We start from the raw sequence: 24,486 nt of genomic DNA, 5'->3' as shown, positions 1-24,486 counted from the left end.
GCGCAGCTTCTAATTTGAACTCTGCACTGAATGTCGGTCTTGTGTTCTTCATTTCTACCACCTTTTTTCCGGAAGTGAGTCTATCACTTCGTCTATTCAGGTGGCCAAATTCACTATGCCACTACAGATGCGGCTTTTGGTCCCGTGACTAACAGTGAAATCTCTTATGCGCAACAACTTGTCGGCTCAGCACCTGAAAACTCTTTAACCCTGTTCGACCGTGGCTTTATGTCCGCAGAACTCTTTTCAAGTTGGCAAGGCGGTGGTGAAAATACTCATTGGCTTACGCCCATTAAGTCCAAATTTAGGTATGACATTTTGGAGTCATACAGCGATTATGACCACCTCATTGAAATGCCCATATCACCTCAAGCACAAGCGCAATACCCCCATTTGGGAAAAACCTGGAAAGCAAGGCTTGTGCTCATTCCGTCACCGAAAGGAGAGATAAAAGGATTTATCACGTCTTGTTTGTGCCCAGAGAAATACGCGTTAAAAGAACTCGTAGATGTTTATTGGCAACGCTGGGAAATCGAACGTGGTTATGGCGAGCTCAAACAATATCAGCTAGTGAACAAACCGTTGCTGAGAAGTCTTAAGAGTGATGGGATATATCAAGAGCTTTGGGGAATACTGACTTCATACAACATTATTCGCCTAGAAATGGCTGAAATAGCAAAGCAACATAAAGTGGAGCCGTTACGTATTAGCTTCGTCAATGCGCTTTATCTGATACAGGATGAGTTTATTTGGTCAGATACTGGAGCTCCAGGGGCAATCCCTAAGGCACTGAAAGAACTGAGGGATAATGGTAAGCGGCTAATTCTGCCAGAAAAGAGGAAGAGAAAACCTTACCCAAGAGCCGTATTAAAAAAAGCGACGAAATATCCTTCACGCTCTAGAGATAAGAACGCCACTCGCTCTTAAGCGAGTGGCGTTAACCCCAGAGGTCGCCTTTCTCCTATTCTAGCCTATGCCAACCTATGCTTCAGTTCAGCATCGCCAGCAGGGGCGCTTGTCCCACCACCTGAAAATCCAGCGCCATGGTCAGACTCAGCACAGTGATAGTGATGATCGAAAAACCAAATACCTGCCTCGACCAACGCAGCAGATCCACATCGCTTCGATAGCCCTTCAGCGCCATGGCAAGCCACCAGAAACTGGTGGCACAGGCCACCACCATAAAGGCGATACCGGTATAACCCGTCAGCGACAACAGGGTACTGACCAAGGCGAACAGGGCAATATAGAGCACTATATGGAGTTTGGCCTTCTCTATCCCCTGGGCCACCGGCAGCACAGGAATATTCGCCGCCTCATAATCCTTATAGCGGAATATGGCGATGGCGTAAGAGTGCGGCATCTGCCACAGACTGAACATCATTAGCAAGATCAGCGCCGCGCCATCGAGTTTAGCTGTCACCGCACAATAACCCACCACAGGCGGCACAGCACCTGAAAGGCTACCGACTAAGGTGCCGTAAACCGAGTTTCGCTTCATATAGAGGCTATAAAGCCCCACATACACCAGATAGCCGAAGGCGGCGAACATAAGCGCGACAGCATTGGTAAACCAGGCCAGTAAGCCAAAACCCAGCGCGCCCAGCACGACACCGAGCCACAACACATTATCCAGAGGAATCGCACCTGTCACAGTCGCCCGACCGCAGGTGCGCTGCATCTTGGCATCTATATCCCGGTCGATATAGTTGTTGATGGCGCAGCCCGAAGCCACCACCAGAGACAAACCAACTAAGGTCGCCGGCAGCAACACAAGATCGACTTCACCCTTGGCGGCCAATAGAAACCCGCCCACGACCGCGATTAAATTACCGAAGATAATGCCGGGTTTAGTCACCTGCACATAACGCCCTAAGGGAACAGTCCACCGGGATGAAATCGACCTTGTCAGCATAACGCCTCCCGCTACATCATCAGATCGTTGGCGGCATAGATGATCCACACCGACAGGCCCACCACCATGACGATCACCAGGGCGGTAAACATAAACGACAGGGTGTTGATCTTGCCCTCTTTGGAGAAATCCAGGTGCAGAAAGTACTTCAGATGCACCAGGATCTGCACCACGGCCAGTAGCAGCACCACGGCCAGGGTTGTCGAACGCTCAAGGCTGCTGCTCATCACGGCCCAGAATGGGATGCCGGTTAACACCACAGAGAGCACAAAGCCGGTAAGGTAAGACTTGATGCTGGCGGCCAGATCGTCCTGACCATGAGTCATAGCTTGGCTCATTATAAAACTCCCATTAGATAGACCACAGTAAAGACACAGATCCACACGATATCGAGGAAGTGCCAGAACAGACTCAGGCAGCTCAGGCGGGTAATACTGCGACCACCCAGTCCGGTTTTGGCCACCTCCACCATCATGATCGCCATCCAGATCAAGCCTGCGGTAACGTGCAAGCCATGCATGCCCACCAAGGCGAAGAAAGAGGAGAGGAACGCACTGCGTTGTGGGCCGTTGCCTTCTAAGATCAGATGATGAAACTCATAGACCTCCATGCCGATAAACACTGAGCCCAAAGCAAAGGTCACCGCCAGCCAGGCCAGCGTCGCCCCTTTGCGGTGACGCTTGGCGAAGATCAGCGCCAGACCATAGGTGATGCTACTGAGCAGCAGCGCCGCGGTCTCGATCAGCACGAAATCCAGCTCGAAAATATCTTTGCCCGAGACGCCGCCGTCGGTATTCATAAACAATACCGCATAGGTGGCAAAGGCCGAGGCAAACAAAATGCAGTCTGTCATCAGGTAGATCCAGAACCCCAGCAGGGTGCTGGCGCTGGAATCATGATGTTCGTGATGCTGCTCTTCTAACTGAGCAATCGTTAGATTCGCAGGGATTGCAATACTCATATCAGCCCCTTAGATACATTCGTTAAATGGCTATTCTCAACGCGCTCAATTTCATCAACTTGTACGTAATAATCCACATCCCTGTCATAGGCGCGGATCAGGAAGACGACAAAGGCGCCGACAAATCCGGCGATCGCCAGCCAGAGAATGTGCCAGATGGCAGCGAAGCCAGCGGCCGTGATCCCCAGCGCCATCATCACCCCATGCCAGCTGTTTTTCGGCATATGGATAGGCTGATATTGCTCTGGGATCCGATAGGCAGTGCCCTGCTCCTTGGCATGGGTGAAGGCATCGATATCGCTCACAGTCGGCAGCTTAGCGAAGTTGTAGAACTGAGGCGGCGAGGCGGTCGACCACTCTAAGGTGTGACCATTCCAGGGATCGCCGGTCAGATCTCTGTTCTGCTCGCGATCGCGGATACTCACATAGAGCTGAATAAACTGCAGCACTATGCCGACTAAGATGATGCAGGCGCCGACGGCGGCGAAATAGATCCAAAAGTTCCAGTCAGGATTGTCCGTCTGATTCAGACGGCGCGTCATACCGAGGAAACCCAGTACATAAAGCGGCATAAAGGCGACATAGAAACCGACCTGCCAGCACCAGAAGGCTGCCTTACCCAGACGCTCATTGAGGTGGAAACCGGTTGCCTTGGGGAACCAGTAGGCAAAGCCTGCCAGGTAACCAAATACCGCGCCGCCAATGATGGTGTTATGGAAGTGGGCGATCAGAAAAAGACTGTTATGCAATACATAATCGGCGCCGGGCACCGCCAGCAGCACACCCGTCATGCCGCCTATGGTGAAGGTCACCATAAAGCCTAGGGTCCAGAGCACAGGCACTGTCAGACGCAGTCGACCGCGATAGATGGTAAACAGCCAGTTAAACAGCTTCACCCCGGTCGGCACCGCGATCACCATGGTCATCACCCCGAAGAAGGCGTTCACATTGGCGCTGGATCCCATGGTAAAGAAGTGGTGCAGCCAGACGATAAAGCCCAGGATCGAGATGGCGCCGCTGGCCCACACCATAGACTTGTAACCAAACAGGCGCTTGGAGGTAAAGGTCGAAATCACCTCGGAGAAGATACCGAAGGCGGGCAGGATCAGGATGTAAACTTCCGGATGTCCCCAGGCCCAGAACAGGTTGATATACATCATGGCGTTACCGCCACCTGCGTTAGTGAAGAAGTGGAAATCCATGTACCTGTCTAAGGTGAGCAGGGCTAGTACGGCCGTTAAGATGGGGAATGATGCGACAATAAGAATATTGGCCCAGGTGCAGGTCCAGGTGAAGATAGGCATCTGCATCAGTTTCATCCCTGGCGAGCGCATCTTAAGCACAGTCACCAGGAAGTTCACCCCGGTCAGGGTCGTCCCTATGCCGGAGATCTGCAGCGCCCAGATATAATAATCGACTCCCACCCCCGGACTGTAGGAGAGCTCGGATAAGGGCGGATAAGCCACCCAACCAGTGCGGGCAAACTCGCCGACCCCGAGGGAGATATTGATCAATACCGCTCCCGAAACCGTCAGCCAGAAACTTAAGTTATTCAGGAAGGGGAACGCCACGTCCCGCGCGCCAATCTGTAGCGGCAGCACTAGGTTCATCAGACCTATCATAAATGGCATCGCCATAAAGATGATCATAATCACCCCATGGGCGGTGAAGATCTGGTCGTAATGCTCCGGCGGCAGATATCCCGCCGCACCGTTGGTGGCCAGCGCCTGCTGGGTACGCATCATGATGGCATCGGAGAAACCGCGGATCAGCATGACGAAGGCCAGCAGGATATACATGATCCCCAGGCGCTTATGATCCACCGAGGTCAGCCAGTCGTGCCACAGGGTGCTCCATTTCTTATGCTTAGTGATCAGGCCAAGAATAATGACGCCTATGACGGCAACTGCCGCTAGCGTCACCATGATGATGGGTTCATGGTAGGGAACCGCATCGATTGTTAATTTACCTAAGAACGACGACATTACTTCGCGCCTCCCATTGAGCTAGATGACTCAGAGTGGATCCCGACAGTTGCAGCAGCTGGACTGGCAGAGGTAGCTTGGGTTTGCTCCATGGACATGGTCTCGACTTGCTCCACCGATGACATGGCATGCATATCCATCTGATGATGCATCTCATCCTTGTGCATATATTGCATCACCACTTGTTCGAACAGGCCATGGCTGACAGATGAGTAATAAGCAACTGGATTATTTGAACTTTCTTTAGCAAGCTCGGCATAGCTCTTGCTGTTTAGCCGCCCGCCCTGCTGTTTGACTCTGGCAACCCAGGCATCGAAATCGGCCCTGGTCGCCGTGGCGATAGCGTTAAATTTCATTCCGGTAAAACCGGCACCACTGTAATTGGCCGAGATCCCTTTATAGGTACCTGGTTCGTTGGCGATCAGATGTAACTTAGTGGTCATCCCCGCCATGGAGTAGATCTGACTACCCAGCTGAGGAATGAAGAAGGAGTTCATTGCCGTATCTGAACTTATCTTGAAGTTCACCGGCACATTGGCAGGGAAAGCCAGCTCATTGACTGAAGCGATCCCCAAATCCGGATAAATAAACAGCCATTTCCAGTTAAGGGACACCACCTCAACCGTGATGGGTTTGGCCTCATGTTCTAAGGGCTTGTAGGGATCAAGCCTATGGGTCGAGCCCCAGGTGATCACTCCCAGAATCAATACAATCACAACCGGCACCAACCAGACGACTAACTCAATGGTCTTTGAATGTGCCCACTTAGGCGCATAGATCTCGTGATCGCGTCCATCGCGATACTTCCAGGCAAAAAACAGGGTCATCACTATGACGGGAATGACCACAATCAACATCAGCACAGTGGCGATGATGATGAGCTGCTTCTCATCCATGCCCACCTGCCCCTTAGGATCCAGGACACCGCCTTCACACCCCGTTAGCATCAAGGCCATAAGGGGCAGCAATAACTTGCTAAAATTTCGAATTAACACAAGGAGTAACCTCTAACCCTATTACAGGGCTACTAAAAATTCCTTAGCAGGCGTATCGATGCGGCCAAACGCTAACAGTGAAGATGAGGACTCGGATTGAGTCAGACCCAGAGCAATACTGACGGTTTAGTGAAACCGATACGCAAAAAATCGTTTTAGAGAGAGGTTGATAGCGGCGGCGCACGGGAGCCGTGAGCATCATACTCGACGGCATGGAGTGCGCGACTAAGCGCAAAGTAGAGGGCGCGTTCGGACGCCAGATGATAAAACAGGAGATAGATGATGAAGCATAAACAGAGCAGCTGTTGCAGATAAAGGGGCATCGCCAATAGGGTACCCAGCATAAAGCAGTCCACAGACTCGGCCAGGAACCAGTTTGATAACAGCTGCATCAACTCTGGCCCATCCACATAGCAGGAAAGCAGCATAGACAGACAAAAACAGATCAGCAACAGGCTCAAGAATTGAGCAAACTGTCTGCTATTACTGCTTCCTCGTTTGGCAAGGTCAAGCTGAACCTGGCGAAAGAAGTATCTGTATTCTAGTTTCAATTAATGCTATCCGAGTGGAACAACGACTCACTGAGGCTAAACTAAGCGTTAATCATTTAGCCTGTATTTTTATGCCATCCTGAGAGTAGCAAAAACCGATAACCAAAAGAAAGTCAAACCCTAACCTTTTGAGTAAAAAACAAACAAAAGATAAATAAAAATTGCAATTTAACATTTTTTTAACCACAAAAACACAGATTTAGATCACATAAAAAGACGATTCCGTGACAGCGGCCTTATCAATTTTCTCGTTTCATCAGGGTAATCCAACCAGTAAAAGAACAATATCCAAGCCTAAAATAATTCATTTACAATGAATAGATATTCATTTGTAGTGATTAATGAATGGTGTTTAGTCCTGAGGGCATTATAGAAGGGCAGCAAATACAGCAGCGACATTTACGCTTTGATAGGTGCTTAGATCAGAGGTTGGAGCTGAGAAAGCCAGAAAGCACAGAGCCCGCTATTTAGCGGGCTCTGTTAATGTGGTGGAGAGATAGCTAGGTACTCTATTGAAAGGCATTAGTTTTAGAACCCTGGGTTCAAAGAATCCGATAACCAAACTTTAGGTAATGCCCAGCCCAAACGAAAAAGGCTTCCAATTCTGGAAGCCTTTTTTCTTAATGTGGCAAAGAGATAGCTGGTTTTAAATGTTAGGAACCCGGCTATAACTCAAATGCTATATGCCAGATAGCACAAAGCCCGCTAGTTAGCAGACTTTGTTAATATGGCGGAGAGATAGCTAATTTTAAATGTTAGGAACCCGGCTATGACTCAAATGCTATACACTAGATAGCACAAAGCCCGCTAGTTAGCGGGCTTTGTTAATGTGGCGGAGAGATAGGGATTTGAACCCTAGACGGGCTATAAACCCGTGCCGGTTTTCAAGACCGGTGCATTCGACCACTCTGCCATCTCTCCGAACGCCGTGAATAATAAGGACACCAAAGATAAATGTAAAGTCTAAATTTCACTAACTGAGCAACAAATATCCATTTAAGGCTTTTTTCCGGCTAAACGCCTTAAAAATTACCTTTTAGGTTAGCAGATTTCACACTTAGCTTGCCATCTAGCAGCTGTTGCAGCTCGAATATTGAACTGACCTGATAGTGGGGCGAAATCCCGTCTCTTGGCATCTGATTGTCATGATTGAGCCAACAGGTATCGAAACCGGCATTAAGCCCCCCGAGAATATCCGAGTGCAGGTTATCACCCACCATAAGCACATGCTCTCTGGGAGGATTATCCATTAACGACAAGGCGTGTTCGAAAATCGCCACATCGGGTTTAGCCACCCCGAACTGCTCTGAGATAACCACAGGAGAGAAGGCCTCAAGCAGACCGGTTCGCTCGAGTCTTATGGTTTGCAGCGCGGTAAATCCATTGGTGATTATCCCCATCTTGACCCGTCCCTGCAGTGAGGCGATCAGCTCCTTAACACCAGGCAATACACTGCAAATATCGGCCATTGCCTCTAAAAAGGCCTGATTAAGCTGATGCGCCGTCACATTGAGTTTTTCAGCCCAATGCTGAAATCGAGTCACTTGCAGATGATCGGCACTGATTTTGCCATCCTGATAATCCACCCACAACGGCTGATTAACCAACTGATATTGCTCGAAATTGGCTAAAGTAAAATCAACGCCAAAACGGGAAAACATCAGCTGTAACCCCTTAAAGGCATCGAAATGAAACAGGGTTTCATCGGCGTCAAATAAGATCCATTTATATCGCGTTTGGGTATTGTTCATGAGATAAGCGCATCGTCTGTGTAGTTAAGCCTGAGTAGCTAAGTCTGTGTAGCTAAAATGGGAATAAAACAACCTAGCGGTTGCGGCCAGAGTTTACGCAAATGCCGCCCGTACTGGCAATGCCTAAATATGCCCTGTCTAAATCGGCCATTAACAAAAACGGTAGTCTTTTACCTTAGTCACTTTTAGGGGAGGCTGGCTTCACCACCTTATAGCTTTGGCTTTGCCAATCGTAGACATACACTGTGCCTTGCCACTCATACACAGTACCACCCTCTCGTTGGATCACTCTGGCGTTGGCCGGCAGAGATTGAATCGTCTGGCTCGTCTTTATCTGGCGAGTCACGCTCACCGGCGTGCTTGGCTGTGCTAGCTTTAACGGCGGCGATGTCACTGTTTGAGGGCGATAGGTCTGCGGTGGGCTAAGAGTCTGCGCCGGACCAAGAATCAGCGGCGATTGACGATAACCATAGGGAAAATAATCACGATTCCCCCAATAACCCCAAGTGTTAGACCACAGAGGATATGTCAGGCTCAATCCCAAACCCCAGCGCCAAAAATCCCTGTGCCTGTGGTGTCTATGATGGGAGTGATGACGCTGATGCTTATCACCTCGCGCCTTCTCATACCCTGAGCGATCGGGCGTTTTCGCCTCAACCGACAGAGCGGTCAAGGTGCAAACCAGACTTAAGCACAATAGCCAAGCCCCATACATCAACCTTTGCTGTTTCGCTTTCATCAGCAAGCCCCCATTTAACGCCAATAGCCTATGATACGCCTATCGTCACCGGCTTCAAACTCACGCCTATTTCTCCTCTTTCAAGCATAGAAGCCATTTGGGAATAACGGGCAAAAATGGTATAGTGCGCGCCATATCACATTTTAGTGCGAGTATGTCCAAATGAGTTTTAAGGATTTACGCAGCTTCATCGATCATCTGGAACAAAACGGTGAATTAAAGCGTATCAGCCATGCTGTCGATCCCCATCTTGAGATGACAGAAATTGCCGACCGGGTTCTGCGCGCCAAAGGCCCCGCCCTGCTATTTGAAAATCCCGTCGGAAAAACCATGCCGGTACTCGCCAACCTATTTGGCACCCCAAAACGTGTCGCCATGGCGCTGGGAAAAGAAGATCCCCTCGCACTGCGTGATGTAGGTGAACTGTTGGCTTTTCTGAAAGAGCCAGAGCCGCCACGGGGCTTTAAAGACGCCATCGCCAAGATCCCCATGTTTAAACAGGCGCTGAATATGCCGCCAAAGACAGTGCGTAATGCGCCCTGCCAGCAAGTGGTAATAACCGGTGATGAAGTGGATCTCACTCAGCTACCCATTCAGCACTGCTGGCCGGGCGATGTGGCCCCCTTGGTCACCTGGGGACTCACTATCACCAAAGGGCCGAGACAGAAACGCCAGAATCTTGGTATCTATCGTCAGCAGCTGCTTAGCAAGAATAAATTGATCATGCGCTGGCTGGATCACCGCGGCGGCGCACTGGACTTTAAAGATTTCAAAGAGAAACACCCAGGCAAACGCTATCCCGTGGTAGTGGCGCTGGGCTCAGATCCTGTCACCATCTTAGGCGCAGTGACCCCAGTTCCCGATTCTATGAGCGAATACGCCTTCGCTGGCCTGCTGCGTGGCGAGCGCACCCAAGTGTGTAAGGCGCTGAGCTGCGACTTAGAAGTGCCGGCCACCAGCGAGATCATCTTAGAAGGCTATATTGAGCCAGATGAGATGGCGGTCGAAGGCCCATACGGAGATCATACCGGCTATTACAACGAAACCGATGAGTTTCCGGTATTTACCGTCACCCATATCACCCACAGAAAAGATGCCATCTACCACAGCACCTACACAGGTCGGCCACCCGATGAGCCCGCCATGCTAGGTGTCGCGCTCAACGAAGTGTTTGTGCCGATTTTGCGTAAGCAATACCCTGAGATTGTCGATTTCTACCTGCCCCCAGAAGGCTGCTCCTATCGCATGGCGGTGATCTCTATCCGTAAACAGTATCCGGGCCACGCCAAGCGGGTCATGATGGGCGCCTGGTCCTTCCTGCGCCAGTTTATGTACACCAAGTTCATCATCATAGTGGATGAGGATGTGAACTGCCGCGACTGGAATGACGTGATCTGGGCGATCACCACCCGCATGGATCCCAAGCGCGACACAGTGATGATAGATAACACGCCTATCGACTACCTCGACTTTGCCTCGCCGGTTGCCGGACTGGGCTCAAAAATGGGGATGGATGCCACCAACAAATGGCCGGGAGAGACAGATCGTGAATGGGGCACCCCCATAGTGATGGACGAAGCGGTCAAACAGAGAGTGGATGCTATCTGGGACGAGCTGGGGATAGACGACATCCCCACGCTCTAAATTTTCCTTTAGCAGATATCGTCATTTAAGGTACTCCACTAGGGAGTACCTGATATAATAACTCAACTATTCATCTGAATAGCAAACCTCCCAAGAGAGGTAAACAAGGAACATTAATGAACACCATTCGCTGTAAAGTAGAACATGTCACGGCCTTCAATGATGCCGTGTATCAGGTCGCCTTGACCCCAGAAACACAATTTCCATTCGAGGCGGGCCAGTACCTTTGCATCGTAATGGGTGAAAAAGATAAGCGCCCCTTCTCTATCGCCAGCGCCCCCGGTATTGAGCAGCTTGAACTGCATATTGGTGCCGCCGTGAGTGAAAGCTATCCGATGCAGGTGGTTGAGCGCCTGCAAAACAGCGAGTATATCGATATCGAAGCGCCGGGCGGCAACGCCTACCTGCGCCATGACAGCAAGCGTCCCCGCCTGTTGATCGCTGGTGGCACGGGCTTCTCCTATATCAAGAGCATCCTAGAGCAGCAGATCGCTCTGGATCAGAAAGTTGAGACCACACTCTACTGGGGCTGTCGCGATCAACACGCCATGTATTACGAGCGCATCGCCCGAGAGTGGCAAGAGACGCATCCCTGGCTGCATTTTGTGCCCGTTGTCGAAGAAGCAAAGGCTGACTGGAACGGCAAGCAGGCTAATCTGTTGGAGCAGATAAAACAGGATTTCATCAGCCTCAATGGCTACGACATCTATATTGCCGGTCGTTTCGACATGGTGGGGGCTGCAAGAGAGCTGTTTCGCACCATGGGCGTTGAAGAGGCCCATCTCTATGGTGATGCCTTCGCCTTCATTAAATAACATGCGCTAAACGAGTTAAACAGGTTATGGCCCTGACTCTCAGTCGGGGCTTGCTTTTTATACCCCCGTCCGTAAATTAAACAGATAACCAATTCAACCACAGGCTTACCAATGAAACTCAATGCCCTGACTCAACCCCTGTATGATCACCTCTACCGTGATATTTATCAGTTCCGCTCCACCTTCGATCTGCCGGTAGAAGACCCAGCAAGCCTGGATGATAAAGCCGATACCTTGCACACCTCCCTGGCGATTGAAGAGCTAACCGAGCTGGCAGAAGCCGATAATCGAGTCGAACAAGCCGATGCCATAGTCGATTCCGTCTATGTGCTGATGGGACGTTTAGTGCACTTAGGCGCGAAAGAGATCGATGACAATATTGAGATAAGCTATCTCATCGATCTGCTGCTGCATGTGGCCAATAACCGCGATATCGACTTCATCCGCTGCTGGGATGAGGTGCATTCGAGCAATATGAGCAAGGTGTGCCATAACGAACAGGAACTGCAGGAGACTGTCGACTTCTATGCCAAACAAGGCGTCGAGATTGTTGGCAGTCGCAAGGGCGATTTTATTATCGCCAAATGCGCCAAAGATGTGGAAATGGCCAGCAAAATCGTGCGTCAGGGCAAGGTACTAAAATCTGTCTATTACCGCCCGGCGGATCTCGCCAGTTTGCTAAAGGCCTAACAACTGATTTGCATCGCCAACTTAGGCGCTCGCTTAAGTTGGCGTTAATTCTCGGTTTTGCATAACTTATCGCGCCCAAGAATATGTGATTACTTTAGCAAAACCAGATTAAGCGCGTGATCCAGTTAACAGCTCTTCTGCAATGGGCTATTCTCTGACGACTTTAGGTGATTGAATAACGACAGCGCGTTCATTAACTGAACGTGGTTTCTGAATCTCATCTGAGGCACTAGCATGACCAAGAATATTGCAGCATTACTTGCCACCACCGCCCTCTTTTTCAGCACCCATGTGCTAGCCAACAGCGGTTGTGGATTCGAAGAGAAGCAAGCCGGCTTTATCGCCACTTGCAGTGAGGAGAAACAAGAAGTGATTATCACAGGCGCAGTTACCACTCAAACCTTAACCGAGCAGGACTGGTATGCTGAAAGCTATAACAGCTACAAGGTCGATACTGCCGCGATTGAGCCGCTAAAATCTGTCACTGAAGCGACTGAGATTGTCGTGATTATTGGTACTTGGTGCCCAGATTGTCACCGCGAAACGCCGCGTTTTATTCACATTTTAGAGCTGGTTAACAACCCTAATATCAAGGTGACCTTTATCGGTGTGGATCGCAAGAAACAAGATCCAGAAGGCCTGGCCGCTAAGTACGACTTCCAGCGTATTCCTACCTTTATCGTGAAACAAAAGGGTGAAGAGATAGGCCGCATCGTCGAGCGCCCAGAAGTCTCTCTAGAAGCAGATTTAGTGAAGATCTTAAACTAATTCAGCTAAACCCAAAAAAGGCGCTCATTGAGCGCCTTTTCTATGTCAGTCGTTCGGCCAACTGTTGAAGCACACCTTCGCGCAATGCACCGCCGGACAGCTCAAGAGCGTTAATTTCCAGAAGGTTAAACAGCGCCAGCAAGATGGCGACACCCGAGGCGAAGGTCGCCACCCGCTCGTGATGCAAGCCGATTATTTCACTCAGGCTGCTGTCCCTCTGAATTAAGATCTCATCCTTAAGCTCGCTTAATACCTTTAAGGTGATGGTCTGAGACAAGCCCCGAGCGTTAAGCAACTCCACCACGGCCTGAACCGCACCGGAAGCGCCAACCACACCATGCCAGCCATGCTGGCGTAGACGTTCGCGATACTGACCCAACTCAGTCTCAATATGCGCCTGGGTGGCATCGAAGTCCTGGGGCTGAAAGGGAAAACTATTGAAGAATTTGTCATTGAAGGTGACGCAGCCTATTGCCAGGCTGGCTTTTAGCAGAATTTTCTTATCTTCGCCGATAATAAATTCTGTGCTGGCGCCGCCGATATCGATCACCAGCCGCCGCCCCTCGCCCTGAGTCGTCGCCGACATCCCTTGATAGATAAGTTCGGCCTCTTTCAGCCCTGAGATGATCTCAATCGGCTGTCCAAGAATGGGGAGAGCTGCCTGACAAAAATCATCGGCATTGGCGATACAGCGCAGGGTGGCGGTGGCAATCACAGCAATATGCTCACGGCTCACCTGCTCTTTATCCAGCATACGGGAGAACATAGCTAAGCAGTCCAGTCCCCGGGCAAACACCTGTGGATTTAGGCTGCCATCAGAGCCTATCCCCTCGGCCAGACGCACTTTACGCTTATATTTAGCCAGCACCTTAGGCTTGCCGGCCACTGTGGTCGCTACCAGCATATTAAAACTGTTTGACCCTAAGGTGATGGCCGCATAACGCGGCCCAGTGGCAGGTGGCGTCATTTAAGCGTGTCTGCGCGTCCTGTCGTGACGTCTTGGGCGAGCACCAGGACGGCCGCCCTGAGGTTTGGCGCCTGAGCGCCCTGCGGGACGAGGATTGTGTTTGCGATGAATACGCACTGGTGGCGGGATATCGTCGAGCAGCGCATTACTGTCGTAGTTAGTCACAGGAATAGAGTGCTGAATGTAAGTCTCGATAGCCGGCAGGTTGAGCGCGTACTCTTCACAGGCAAAACTCACCGAGACCCCTTTTTGACCCGCGCGGCCAGTACGACCTATGCGGTGCACATAATCTTCACAGTCATCGGGCAGGTCATAGTTGTACACATGAGACACATCAGAGATATGCAGGCCCCGCGCCGCCACGTCGGTCGCCACTAGAATATCCAGTTCACCCTGAGTGAACTGTTCTAAGATGCGAATACGTTTCTTCTGCGGCACATCCCCAGTCAGCAGACCGACTCTGTGTCCGTCACCTTCTAGGTGAGCCCAGAGATTTTCACAGCTGTGTTTGGTATTGGAAAAGACGATGGCTTTCTCGGGCCAGTCTTCCTCGATCAGCGTCAGCAAGAGACGCATCTTCTCATCCATCGAGGGATAGAAGATCTCCTCGGTGATGTTGCGTGAGGTCTTCTCGCTCGGCGCTATTTCCACTTTCTCAGGATCATTCATATGATCATAGGCCAGCTCCTGCACCTTCATCGACAGGGTCGCCGAGAACAGCATATTCAGACGGGACTTAGCATCCGGCATGCGTCTAAACAGAAAACGGATATCTTTGATGAAACCTAAGTCGAACATGCGGTCGGCTTCATCCAGCACCACGGCCTGAATGGCGCTGAGGTTGATCACCCCCTGGCGAACATAATCGATAATGCGCCCTGTGGTGCCTACGACAATATCGACCCCCTTATCCAGCACCTTACGCTGCACCTCATAGCTTTCGCCGCCGTAGACTATGCCGACCTTAAGACCGGTATGCTTTGCCAGCAACTTAGCATCTTTGGCGATCTGAATCGCCAGTTCACGGGTCGGTGCCATCACTATGGCTCTGGGCTGGTTCAGCTCACGTCCTTCGGGAACAGGAATACTCATCAGATGATTAAAGGTGGCGACCAGGAAGGCCAAGGTTTTGCCTGTACCTGTCTGTGCCTGACCCGCAATATCTTTCTGCTGGAGTAAAATAGGTAGGGATAGTGCCTGAATAGGGGTGCAATATTCAAAGCCGCTTTCGGTTAGTGCCTGTTGGATCTCTGGATGCAGAGAAAAGTCGGCAAACTTCTGATTCGTTAAATGTGTTTCGCTCATAGCGCAAGCATACCAGTTAGGGTTGCAATAAGGAACTCGATCGTTTGAAATAGCGGCTAATGAAAAAGAGCGCTGAAAGCCGCTATTATCTCTTGAAAAGCTAATTTCAGTCCCAATATACAGGTTAAGCCATCAACAAACCAGCAATGGCACCCTTAACTGGAGAACATCATGAGCGATAAAATCATTACCTTAACTGACGATAGCTTCGAAAACGACGTACTTAAATCTGATACCCCTGTATTAGTGGATTTCTGGGCCGAATGGTGTGGCCCCTGTAAGATGATTGCACCTATCTTAGATGACGTTGCAGACGAGTACGCAGGCAAGGTAACTATCGCCAAGCTCAATGTAGACCAAAACAACGCAACTCCAGCCAAATATGGCGTGCGTGGTATCCCAACGCTGCTGCTGTTCAAAAACGGCGAACTGGCAGACACCAAAGTGGGTGCGCTGTCTAAGACACAACTAAAAGAGTTTATCGACGCACAGGTGTAAATCACCCAGTTGTAACTTTTTAGTTCTATAAAGTGACTCGCGGCACAGCTTGTTTAAGTAATTGTGCCGAGAGTCGCTAAATTTCTAGACGGCTCGCCTCGTTAGTGCTACTTTAATAACCAGAATCATTCTAACTAACCCACTTCCCGCTATCCGATCGATACTCTTACAGTTACACATTCGTTGATCAATGATGGCATTGTCACGTAAAAACAAGACCCACCAAGATGAATTTATCAGAATTAAAAAACACCTCGATTTCCGATCTAGTCCAACTTGCCGAAGATATGAAGCTCGAAAATATGGCCCGTGCCCGCAAGCAGGACATTATTTTCTCTATCCTTAAAGCCCATGCAAAGAGTGGCGAAGATATTTTCGGCGGCGGTGTTTTAGAGATTTTACAAGACGGATTTGGCTTCCTACGAAGTGCCGATGGTTCATACCTAGCGGGTCCGGATGATATCTATGTTTCGCCGAGCCAGATCCGCCGCTTCAATATGCGTACCGGTGACACCATCTTCGGCAAGATCCGTCCCCCAAAAGAAGGCGAACGCTATTTTGCCCTACTGAAAGTCACCGAAGTTAACTTCGACAAGCCAGAAAACTCCCGCAACAAGATCCTCTTCGAAAACTTAACCCCACTGCATGCAGAAGAACGTATCCGTATGGAGCGTGGTAACGGTTCGACCGAAGATATTACCTCACGTATTCTGGATCTCTGTTCACCTATAGGTAAGGGTCAACGTGGCCTTATCGTGGCACCGCCAAAAGCCGGTAAGACGCTCTTGCTGCAAAACATGGCGCAAAGCATCACCTACAACAATCCCGAAGTGGTCTTGATGGTACTGCTGATTGACGAGCGTCCAGAGGAAGTCACCGAGATGCAGCGCATGGTGAAAGGCGAAGTGATCGCATCGACTTTCGACGAGCCAGCCAGCCGCCACGTACAAGTGGCCGAAATGGTGATCGAAAAAGCCAAGCGTTTAGTTGAACACAAGAAAGACGTGGTAATTTTGCTGGACTCTATCACCCGTCTGGCGCGCGCCTACAACACTGTTATCCCCTCATCGGGCAAGGTATTAACCGGTGGTGTGGATGCCAACGCCCTGCACCGTCCTAAGCGTTTCTTCGGCGCTGCACGTAATATCGAAAACGGCGGCAGCCTGACCATTATCGCCACGGCGCTGGTCGATACTGGTTCGAAAATGGATGAAGTGATCTACGAAGAGTTTAAAGGTACTGGTAACCAAGAGCTGCATCTATCACGCAAGGCGGCAGAGAAGCGCGTCTTCCCAGCAATTGACTTTAACCGTTCTGGCACTCGCCGCGAAGAGAAACTTACGACTCCTGACGAGCTGCAGAAGATGTGGATTTTGCGTAAGATCCTCAATCCCATGGATGAGGTCAGCGCGATGGAGTTCCTTATCGACAAGCTGGCAATGACCAAGACCAACGATGAGTTCTTTACCGCGATGAAACGCGCCAAGAGCTAATCTGCCTCGCTTTCAGTAAAGAAAATGCCGCAAACTTGCGGCATTTTTATTTGCCTGAGACTAGACCAGGGTACTCGCCATCTTGCGGCGCAGGTAGGCGATCTGCTGCATGTGTGGCAAGTCTTTCGGGCAGTTGTCCTGACAACCCAGCAGAGTCATACAACCAAACACCCCATCCTGATTCCCTATCACATGATAGAAATCTTCGGCACTACGGGCATCGCGGCTGTCAAGCTCGAAGCGGGCAATCTTCATCATGCCCACCGCGCCAACGAAGGTGTCGCGCATCTGTTTCGTGGCACAGGCAGAAACACACACTCCACATTCGACGCAGCGCTCCAGCTCATACAGACGCGCGGCTTCTTCCGGTGCCATAGGTGCCTCGATTCTGTGAATATCCACATCGTCGCTTCTCGGGTGCAGCCAGAGTTTCAGACGCTCGGCCAGCTCACGCATAAACTTGCCCGTATTGACCGACAGATCGCCGATCAACTCGAATCCCGGCAGCGGCATCAGAGTGATCTCGCCCTTAGGATACTTGCTGGTCAGGGTGCGGCAAGCCAGTGTGGGGAAACCGTTGATCACCATGGCACAGCTGCCACAGATCCCGGCGCGGCAGACAAAATCGAACTGCAGCGAAGGATCTTGCTGTTCACGCAGCATGTTCAGCGCGATAAACACTGTCATTCCCGGCGCTTCCTCAAGCTGATATTTCACCATCTTAGGCTTATCACCGGGCTGCTGCGGGTCATAACGGAAAATATTAAAGGTTAAAGTACGACCCTGGCTCATTTGGTTTTCTCTCCAGACTGCTGCTGATTCAGCGGCTTATCATATAAACGTTCATTAGGTGCCTGCAGTGACTCCGGCACCTCAAAGGGCATCAGGGCACGTTGACGCGCATGGCGATCGGCCTTTTCATCGAGTCCTGCGAGGATCTCTGTGATCTGCTGCTGACGCTTCTCGGTATCCGGATGGGCGATGGCATTGTTGATACCATAACCACGGTAACCGGGAGGCAGCTCCATCTTCATCACATCCAGCTGCTCATAATCCAACTGCGGCAGGGTCGCATCGCTGCTTGGCCAGCTGGACAGGGTGCGATTGAGCCAATCTTTATCGTTACGCTGTGGATAATCTTCCCTGGCGTGAGCACCACGACTTTCGGTACGCGCCTCGGCGCCACAGGCCACGGTCAGCGCGACTTTCAGCATGCGCTTGACCCGCAATGCTTCTACCAGCTCAGGATTGGCATGGCGCTTCTTACACTTAAGCCCTAAATTGCGCGAACGGATTAACAACGCCTGTAGCTCCTCGATCGCCTTATTCAGCTCGGGGCCGTTGCGGAAGATCCCCACGTAATCCATCATGATGCGCTGCATCTCAAGCTTGAGGTCGAACGGAGACTCTTGGCCCCCACCCTCGACTAACTCATCTATCTCCTGCTGCACCTGAGTGACAAATTTATCCACCAGCTGAGTATCTATCTCAAGGCTGGTCTGCTCACAGAAATCGGCCACATATTTGCCGATTATCATGCCACCGACCACAGTTTCCGCCAGTGAGTTGCCCCCTAAGCGGTTAAAGCCGTGCATGTCCCAACAGGCCGCCTCGCCGACGCTGAACAGACCTTTGAGGTGCGGACTCTGGCCAGTGGCATCTGTGCGTATGCCACCCATAGAATAGTGCTGAGTCGGACGTACCGGGATCCACTCTTCTGCCGGATCGATGCCGAGGAAGTTTTCACAAATCTCTTTCACTTCTCTGAGGTTAGTCTCCACATGCTTGCGGCCAAGCAGAGTGATGTCCAGCCATAGGTGCGGGCCATAAGGACTGTCGACCCCTTTACCTTTACGGATATGCTCTGTCATGCGGCGCGACACCACATCTCGGGAGGCCAGCTCTTTCTTCTCAGGCTCATAATCGGGCATGAAACGGTGACCGTCTTTGTCACGCAGCAAGCCGCCATCACCACGGCAACCCTCTGTGGTTAAGATGCCCACTGGCACAATGGCAGTAGGATGGAACTGCACCGCTTCCATGTTACCCAGCTTGGCGACACCAGTTTCCAGTGCCAACGCCTGACCAATACCCTCACAGATGATGGCATTGGTCGATACCTCATACAGACGACCATAACCGCCGGTGGCGATTGTGGTCGACTTGCCAATATAGGCGCGCAGCTCGCCTGTGATCAGGCAGCGAGCGACGACACCATGACAGCGATTGCCATCATGGATCAGCGCCAAAGCTTCCACCCTTTCATGGACGGGAATATCCAGGGAGATCGCCTTATTATCCACCGCATACAGGAGAGAATGCCCAGTGCCATCAGCGGTGTAACAGGTACGCCATTTCTTGGTGCCGCCAAAATCACGGGCGTTGATCAGACCGTGGGCCGCTTCTGCTTCCTCAATCGTCACTTTCTCGGCGTTGACCACCACCTGACGTGGGCCTTTGGTGACCCGCGTCCAGGGGACACCCCAGTTAGCCAGCTCTCGCACCGCTTTCGGTGCACAGTGGGCAAACATTCGCGCCACTTCCTGATCGCAGCCCCAGTCAGACCCTTTTACTGTGTCTTGAAAATGCACATCTTCATCATCGCCCATTCCCTTGACTGTATTTCCCAGACTGGCCTGCATGCCCCCTTGAGCCGCAGCAGAATGGGAACGCTTAGCCGGAATAAGCGATAATACGACTGTATCTAAGCCCCGCTCTTTTGAGGCGATGGCGACTCTCAGTCCCGCAAGCCCTGCGCCCACGACGAGAGAATCGGTATAAATCAGTTTCACACTTGCTCCTTAACGGGTACTGCTGTTGTTATTATGTGGTTTATCATTTAGTTGTGCGCTACCGCTTGTAATCATTAATTCTATTTATGTCGGTTTAGCCCGCATAGGGTAAGAAGGCCAATAATGAAGCGCCCCCCACAACAACAAACAACACACTCATAATGGTTTTCAGGTTTCTTAAACGCTTACGGGTATTGAGATCCCGCGCCGCGCCCCACTTCAAAGCCACTCGATAAACACCAATGGCGGCGTGCAGCTCTACTGTCAACAAGAGAGGCAGATACAGCATCCAGACCCCCTGATTCCAGATCCTGTCGGCGCTGCCCTGAGGACCTATGGTTTCCGGTGCCGAGCCAATCAGCCACAGATGCACAGGCAATAGCAATAAAATCACCACACCTGTCATGGCTTGCATGCGCCAAAGACGCGTATCACTGTGATTGATCACCTGCATCTGCGCTTTTAATGCGCGTTGCTGCTGTAAGCTCACGGGTAGCTTCTGCAATGCCACCACCACGTGTACTATCGCTAACAGTGCGATCAGTATAGCGATACAAGTCACCACCCAGGGGTAACCGTGACCATCGTCAGAGAGAAAACTCAGCTCCATTGTGCGGGCCACGAAGGACATGGCCTCACTGCCTAACAAAATAGACGACACCAGTATTAAGTGGGTCCATAAAAACACCGCCAGAATGACACCCGACAGGCTCTGACTTAAGTCGAGCCATGCACTCCATTTTTTTATTTTTATTGCCATTTTCGCCTCACATCGTTGACCTTGATTAAGTCAATCTTATTAAGTTACCGACCCGGTAATTAATACCACTCATAGGCCTAATAAAAACCTGAGTTAGATCAACTAGGAGATGGATAATCAACCAAACCCTTAAATATTAGCAACGAAATACCTGTTCAGATGACTCGGCTGGGTACTTGTCTCAACACTCGCCATATCATCTGACAGATAAGTGCATCTGTTATCTAATGGGGCACGAATGGCTGCACCGGAAAACTCAACTCACTGCCAATAAGCAGATAAGAGATCAGGCTAGCCGTTCCGAGCACCATCAAGTAGATGATCAGTATCTTGATGGTTTTACGCAGCGCCGAACGTCGATTGACGACACCCCACTTTACCGCCACACGATATAAACCCACCATGGCGTGTATCACGACTGCTGGCAACAACAGTGCGTACAGTAACCAAACGTTATCGTGATAAACTCGCTCAGCAGAAAGGTGTGGGCCGATTTCGGGGTTAGTGATCATGGTAAAAATATGGACAGGAGCGAGGAAAAACAGGATAAAACCTGTGATCATCTGCCAAAACCAAATCGTGGTTTCTTTGTGATTAATCACCTGTAAATTGCGTCTTAAGGCACGCCACTGACCTAACTGGACCGGAAAACGACGTAGCGCCATCGCCGCATGTAACACCACAACGAAGAGCACAAATACAGAGAAAATCTGTGTCACAATAGGCATACCATGCCCCGAGCTGGTAAACATACCTCCCTCGAGAAACTGTACTACCCGATAAAAAACTTCTTTACCCAGTAATATGGAAGATTCAAAATGCAAGTGTGCCAACAAAAAACAGCCTAGCAACACACCCGTTGCACTCTGTACTTGATCGGCGCGGGCGGACCACGGATTACCCATTGAAGCGTAATGTTGCTGGTGATGTTTCATGGTTTTTGTGTTCATTTTTCGTTAATGCCTAATATCGGAACTTACACCATATCAGGGTGCTGACTTCTGAGAATATTGCTAACACTAAAGCGTGATCGATCTCACCCAAATCAAGCAAAACACATGACAAGGATCACAAACCAGCCGCCACTTCCAAACAAAGGTATTACCACTTAACCAATAATAATCAATAGTTTAAACAACCATTTCAAACAGTGAACATAAAATCATACCATTAAGCATAAGTTGTTGAATATTTAACTTTATTCTCAGTTAACCACTGCAATCGCAGATCCAAACTGCCTTTCAGTCCTGCCATGGTTTACAATAACGCCATTATTAAATCATTGAGGCGATCCCATGGCCTGGATCCAGTTAAAAATCGATACCGATAACCAACACGCCGAAACCCTAAGCGATCTGCTGATGGAGTTTGGCGCCCTGTCTATCACCTATGAAGATGGTGAAGACAAACCCATCTATGAACCTAAACTGGGTGAGACTCCCCTCTGGAGCCACACAGTATTAACCGCCTTGTTTGATGCCAGCTTCGATCTCGCGCCCATAGTCGAGCTGCTCAGACTCCAACCTTATTTAGGCAAGGATTTCAGCCATAAAATCGAGCAAGTCGAAGATAAAGACTGGGAAAGAGAGTGGATGGATAACTTCCACCCCATTCAATTTGGACAAAGATTATGGATCTGCCCAAGCTGGCGTGACGTGCCAGACCCACAAGCGGTGAATGTGATGCTAGACCCAGGTCTGGCCTTCGGAACCGGCACCCATCCGACAACGGCCCTGTGTCTGGAGTGGCTGGATGGACTGGATCTAAAAGGTAAAGAAGTGATCGATTTTGGCTGCGGCTCAGGCATCCTGGCCATTGCTGCCATCAAACTGGGTGCGGGCAAAGTGACAGGTGTCGACATTGACTATCAGGCCATCGAAGCTTCTAAAGCCAATGCCGAGCGCAATGATGTGGCCGACAAACTCGCCCTCTATCTGCCAGAAGATCAGCCTGCCAATCTGCAAGCGGAAATCTTAGTCGCCAATATTCTTGCTGGCCCCTTAAGAGAGCTGGCACCGCTGATCGCCGAGAAAGTACAAACTAGCGGCCTGCTGGCACTCTCGGGTCTGTTAAAAGAGCAAGCCGAAGAGATCCGCGAGTATTACACCCAGTGGTTTGACATGGATGAGCCTGCTCACAAAGAGGATTGGAGCCGCTTGACAGGCACACGTAAATAGCGGTAATAGGCAGCTATCTCTAGGCTGCCAATGACTTCTCACCTTTTAAAAGTCAAGCAAAAAAGTTTTGTTTAGGTCATTTATTGACCTTTTCATGAACTGAAAAAAGGCGTACTATAGCGCCCCTTTGAAGCGTAAGGTGTCACGACAAATGCAAATTGGACCCTATCAACTGAAGAATCAGCTGATCGTGGCTCCCATGGCAGGAGTCACAGACCAACCCTTTCGAAATCTCTGTTTACGCTATGGCGCAGCCTTAGCCGTATCTGAGATGCTTTCATCTAATCCCGAGGTTTGGGATAGCGATAAAAGCCGTCAGCGTATGGCGCATGAAGGTGAAAATGGGATCCGCTCCGTGCAAATCGCAGGAGCCGACCCCGACATGATGGCCTATGCCGCCGTTGTCAACGTACAACAGGGCGCACAGGTCATCGACATCAACATGGGCTGTCCTGCAAAAAAAGTGAATAAGAAGCTGGCTGGTTCAGCCTTATTGCAGTACCCACAGCAGGTAAAAGCAATTTTACAGGCGGTGGTCGCTGCAGTAGATGTGCCTGTCACGCTAAAAATTCGCACCGGTTGGGCACCAGAACACCGTAATGGTGTTCAAATAGCACAAATAGCACAAGAATGTGGTATTGCCTCCTTAGCCGTTCACGGCCGCACGAGACAATGCATGTACAAAGGCGAAGCCGAGTACGACACCATTGCGGCTATTAAACAGAATGTCTCGATTCCTGTCGTTGCGAACGGAGACATCTGCACCCCAGAGAAGGCACGTTACGTGTTAGATCATACAGGCGCAGATGCAGTGATGATTGGAAGAGGCGCTCAAGGACGACCTTGGTTATTTAGAGAGATCCAACATTACTTGGAAACAGGTAATAAGCTAGCGCCCATTGACGTGGACGAAAAGCGTCAAGTGATGCTGGAACACCTCAAAGACTTATATGCATTATACGGTGAATACAAAGGTTTACGTATCGCCAGGAAGCATGTTGGATGGTATCTCGACCAAGACGCGCTGAGACCATTTAGAGCCGACTTCAATCGGCTGGAAACTGTTGAAGAACAACGTTCCATGTTGGAGCGTTATTTTGATGAATTAGTAAAGAATTAATAAAGAGCAGAATACGAATGTTTGATCAGACAACTCAACCAGAAGCTCATCAGCTTACCGTAGGCAAAATTGAAACCGCTAACGGCACAATCAAGCCTCAATTACTTCGTGACGCTGTAAAGCGTGCCGTCACTAACTTTTTCGCTCAAATGGACGGTCAAGAAGCGGAAGAAGTCTACGAAATGGTACTGTGTGAAGTTGAAGCCCCTCTACTAGATATCATCATGCAGCACACTCGTGGCAACCAGACTCGCGCTGCCAACATGCTAGGTATCAACCGTGGCACACTACGCAAGAAATTGAAAAAATACGGCATGAACTAAGAATCACTCTTAGTTAACTGTATCAAAACGGGTTCTCCAGCAATGGAAACCCGTTTTTTGTTATCTGTCCCTGTCACCCGTAGTGTTCTTGCCCCAAGCTTGATCTGCCTCGTGAGCAGCCTTCCTAAGCACACAGCTAAAACTCATCTAAGTAAGATCAAATTATGATCTAGCTCAACAAACCGCTTTTACCCGAGTAAATTACTCAAGTTTTATTTGAATTTGCTCAGTAAGCCT

24 protein-coding genes and 1 tRNA gene are annotated in these 24,486 nt (G+C 50.2%); 10 read left to right on the top strand and 15 right to left on the bottom strand.

The features are described 5' to 3' along the window. Positions 1–108 precede the first annotated feature (108 nt). Positions 109–927, top strand: coding sequence for an IS4 family transposase (locus LZP69_RS15195; RefSeq protein WP_326490273.1), 819 nt, complete (start codon positions 109–111; stop codon positions 925–927). A 61-nt stretch (positions 928–988) separates the two neighbouring features. On the opposite strand, the gene cyoE is transcribed toward LZP69_RS15195, so the two are convergent. The 9 genes from cyoE to LZP69_RS15150 form a co-directional block, all read right to left on the bottom strand. After that, on the bottom strand, positions 989–1,915 hold the full coding sequence (gene cyoE, locus LZP69_RS15190; RefSeq protein WP_234201565.1) for a heme o synthase: 927 nt from the start codon (positions 1,913–1,915) through the stop codon (positions 989–991). Positions 1,916–1,926: 11 nt separating this feature from the next. After that, positions 1,927–2,253: a cytochrome o ubiquinol oxidase subunit IV gene (gene cyoD, locus LZP69_RS15185; protein WP_234201564.1), complete on the bottom strand. Its 327-nt coding sequence runs from the start codon at positions 2,251–2,253 to the stop codon at positions 1,927–1,929. Next, positions 2,253–2,876 (bottom strand): cytochrome o ubiquinol oxidase subunit III, encoded by a 624-nt coding sequence (gene cyoC / locus LZP69_RS15180; protein ID WP_234201563.1) that lies wholly within the window; start codon positions 2,874–2,876, stop codon positions 2,253–2,255. The genes cyoD and cyoC overlap by 1 nt, the downstream gene beginning before the upstream one ends. Next, positions 2,873–4,861 (bottom strand): cytochrome o ubiquinol oxidase subunit I, encoded by a 1,989-nt coding sequence (cyoB, locus tag LZP69_RS15175; RefSeq protein ID WP_234201562.1) that lies wholly within the window; start codon positions 4,859–4,861, stop codon positions 2,873–2,875. Before cyoB ends, cyoC begins: the two co-directional genes overlap by 4 nt. Then, positions 4,861–5,856 (bottom strand): ubiquinol oxidase subunit II, encoded by a 996-nt coding sequence (cyoA, locus tag LZP69_RS15170; RefSeq protein WP_234201561.1) that lies wholly within the window; start codon positions 5,854–5,856, stop codon positions 4,861–4,863. The genes cyoB and cyoA overlap by 1 nt, the downstream gene beginning before the upstream one ends. A 155-nt stretch (positions 5,857–6,011) precedes the next feature. Then, entirely contained in the window at positions 6,012–6,407 is a 396-nt protein-coding gene (locus LZP69_RS15165; RefSeq protein WP_234201560.1) for a hypothetical protein, read from the bottom strand. 830 nt (positions 6,408–7,237) lie between these two features. Next, positions 7,238–7,328: transfer RNA gene (locus LZP69_RS15160), tRNA-Ser, on the bottom strand. A 101-nt stretch (positions 7,329–7,429) separates the two neighbouring features. Beyond that, complete coding sequence (yjjG, locus tag LZP69_RS15155; RefSeq protein ID WP_234201559.1) at positions 7,430–8,158, bottom strand: pyrimidine 5'-nucleotidase; 729 nt, start codon at positions 8,156–8,158, stop codon at positions 7,430–7,432. Between the two features lie 175 nt (positions 8,159–8,333). Beyond that, the gene (locus LZP69_RS15150) at positions 8,334–8,897 is read right to left on the bottom strand and encodes a hypothetical protein (RefSeq protein ID WP_234201558.1); all 564 of its coding nucleotides are present in this window, start codon (positions 8,895–8,897) and stop codon (positions 8,334–8,336) included. Between the two features lie 162 nt (positions 8,898–9,059). On the opposite strand from LZP69_RS15150, the gene ubiD reads away from it, so the two are divergent. The 4 genes from ubiD (at position 9,060) to LZP69_RS15130 (ending at position 12,814) form a co-directional block, all read left to right on the top strand. Then, on the top strand, positions 9,060–10,541 hold the full coding sequence (gene ubiD, locus LZP69_RS15145; RefSeq protein ID WP_234201557.1) for a 4-hydroxy-3-polyprenylbenzoate decarboxylase: 1,482 nt from the start codon (positions 9,060–9,062) through the stop codon (positions 10,539–10,541). Positions 10,542–10,657: 116 nt separating this feature from the next. Next, positions 10,658–11,356 (top strand): NAD(P)H-flavin reductase, encoded by a 699-nt coding sequence (gene fre, locus LZP69_RS15140; protein ID WP_234201556.1) that lies wholly within the window; start codon positions 10,658–10,660, stop codon positions 11,354–11,356. 111 nt (positions 11,357–11,467) lie between these two features. Continuing rightward, positions 11,468–12,046, top strand: coding sequence for a nucleoside triphosphate pyrophosphohydrolase family protein (locus tag LZP69_RS15135; RefSeq protein WP_234201555.1), 579 nt, complete (start codon positions 11,468–11,470; stop codon positions 12,044–12,046). Between the two features lie 234 nt (positions 12,047–12,280). After that, positions 12,281–12,814, top strand: a complete 534-nt coding sequence (locus tag LZP69_RS15130) for a thioredoxin family protein (RefSeq protein ID WP_234201554.1) — start codon at positions 12,281–12,283, stop codon at positions 12,812–12,814. Between the two features lie 40 nt (positions 12,815–12,854). On the opposite strand, the gene LZP69_RS15125 is transcribed toward LZP69_RS15130, so the two are convergent. After that, positions 12,855–13,781, bottom strand: a complete 927-nt coding sequence (locus LZP69_RS15125; RefSeq protein WP_234201553.1) for a Ppx/GppA phosphatase family protein — start codon at positions 13,779–13,781, stop codon at positions 12,855–12,857. Continuing rightward, positions 13,782–15,086, bottom strand: a complete 1,305-nt coding sequence (gene rhlB, locus LZP69_RS15120) for an ATP-dependent RNA helicase RhlB (protein WP_234201552.1) — start codon at positions 15,084–15,086, stop codon at positions 13,782–13,784. It lies immediately after the preceding gene. A gap of 171 nt (positions 15,087–15,257) precedes the next feature. Between rhlB and trxA the strand changes: the two genes are divergently transcribed. Beyond that, positions 15,258–15,584, top strand: a complete 327-nt coding sequence (gene trxA, locus LZP69_RS15115) for a thioredoxin TrxA (RefSeq protein WP_234201551.1) — start codon at positions 15,258–15,260, stop codon at positions 15,582–15,584. A gap of 227 nt (positions 15,585–15,811) precedes the next feature. Then, a complete protein-coding gene (gene rho, locus LZP69_RS15110) occupies positions 15,812–17,077 on the top strand; it encodes a transcription termination factor Rho (protein WP_234201550.1) in 1,266 nt (421 codons plus the stop codon). Positions 17,078–17,137: 60 nt separating this feature from the next. On the opposite strand, the gene LZP69_RS15105 is transcribed toward rho, so the two are convergent. The 4 genes from LZP69_RS15105 to LZP69_RS15090 all read right to left on the bottom strand — a co-directional run bounded on the left by LZP69_RS15105 (position 17,138) and on the right by LZP69_RS15090 (position 21,579). After that, positions 17,138–17,869, bottom strand: coding sequence for a fumarate reductase iron-sulfur subunit (locus LZP69_RS15105; protein WP_234201549.1), 732 nt, complete (start codon positions 17,867–17,869; stop codon positions 17,138–17,140). Then, positions 17,866–19,869, bottom strand: coding sequence for a fumarate reductase flavoprotein subunit (locus tag LZP69_RS15100; RefSeq protein ID WP_234201548.1), 2,004 nt, complete (start codon positions 19,867–19,869; stop codon positions 17,866–17,868). The genes LZP69_RS15105 and LZP69_RS15100 overlap by 4 nt, the downstream gene beginning before the upstream one ends. A 94-nt stretch (positions 19,870–19,963) precedes the next feature. Beyond that, positions 19,964–20,629 (bottom strand): fumarate reductase cytochrome b subunit, encoded by a 666-nt coding sequence (locus LZP69_RS15095; protein WP_234201547.1) that lies wholly within the window; start codon positions 20,627–20,629, stop codon positions 19,964–19,966. Positions 20,630–20,853: 224 nt separating this feature from the next. Continuing rightward, entirely contained in the window at positions 20,854–21,579 is a 726-nt protein-coding gene (locus tag LZP69_RS15090) for a fumarate reductase cytochrome b subunit (RefSeq protein WP_234201546.1), read from the bottom strand. Between the two features lie 345 nt (positions 21,580–21,924). Between LZP69_RS15090 and prmA the strand changes: the two genes are divergently transcribed. The 3 genes from prmA (at position 21,925) to fis (ending at position 24,249) form a co-directional block, all read left to right on the top strand. After that, positions 21,925–22,806, top strand: a complete 882-nt coding sequence (gene prmA, locus LZP69_RS15085) for a 50S ribosomal protein L11 methyltransferase (RefSeq protein WP_234201545.1) — start codon at positions 21,925–21,927, stop codon at positions 22,804–22,806. A 151-nt stretch (positions 22,807–22,957) separates the two neighbouring features. After that, the gene (gene dusB, locus LZP69_RS15080) at positions 22,958–23,926 is read left to right on the top strand and encodes a tRNA dihydrouridine synthase DusB (protein WP_234201568.1); all 969 of its coding nucleotides are present in this window, start codon (positions 22,958–22,960) and stop codon (positions 23,924–23,926) included. A 17-nt stretch (positions 23,927–23,943) separates the two neighbouring features. Next, complete coding sequence (gene fis / locus LZP69_RS15075; RefSeq protein ID WP_011864135.1) at positions 23,944–24,249, top strand: DNA-binding transcriptional regulator Fis; 306 nt, start codon at positions 23,944–23,946, stop codon at positions 24,247–24,249. Positions 24,250–24,486 lie beyond the last annotated feature (237 nt).

This window comes from Shewanella sp. AS1 (assembly GCF_021412565.1).
In the GTDB taxonomy this organism is placed as follows: domain Bacteria; phylum Pseudomonadota; class Gammaproteobacteria; order Enterobacterales; family Shewanellaceae; genus Shewanella.
The sequence above is the reverse complement of the archived record's forward strand: the minus strand, read 5'-3'. Positions and strand labels throughout refer to the sequence as shown.